The sequence below is a fragment of the Arthrobacter sp. 05L428 genome (genome assembly GCF_056397665.1).
Map to the genome: position 1 here is coordinate 1 of NZ_JBFTNW010000023.1, position 556 is coordinate 556.

Consider the following 556-nt stretch of genomic DNA (forward strand, 5'->3'; position numbering starts at 1 on the left):
GGGTTGGTGTGTAAAGTAGTTCGAGTCGCCGCCGCTGAAGCGGAAAGATAGCGACCGACCCCCTGATAAACGGCCTGGAAAACGGCGCGGAATGTTGCGCGCTGTATAAGGGTGGGGACCCCCTGTGGAATTGTGAATGGCGGAAACGCTGGTTTGCAAAGCTTCACGGACTCGGGTAAGTTTGAAAAGTTGCTCCGGAGCGATCCGCGACCGAGTTTGTGGTTGTGGTGGTGCCGGGTGTGTCTGTTGTTTGAGAACTCAATAGTGTGCCAAGTTTGTTGATACCAATTTATTGTATTGAATTGGTTGAATTTACCGGGCCCGCCACCCCGTGGTGTGGTCTGGTGTTTTTAGCTGGTTTCAAATTTTGTGCAGCTGGTTTMTCCCGTTTTCCCGGGGKTGCMKGKTGTGTCTGTTTTACTTCAACGGAGAGTTTGATCCTGGCTCAGGATGAACGCTGGCGGCGTGCTTAACACATGCAAGTCGAACGATGATCCGGTGCTTGCACCGGGGATTAGTGGCGAACGGGTGAGTAACACGTGAGTAACCTGCCCTT

1 rRNA gene is annotated in these 556 nt (G+C 52.8%); it reads left to right on the forward strand.

The window, feature by feature from the left end:
* Positions 1-422 precede the first annotated feature (422 nt).
* Positions 423-556: ribosomal RNA gene (locus AC1DH3_RS16685) — 16S ribosomal RNA — on the forward strand; the annotation flags it as partial.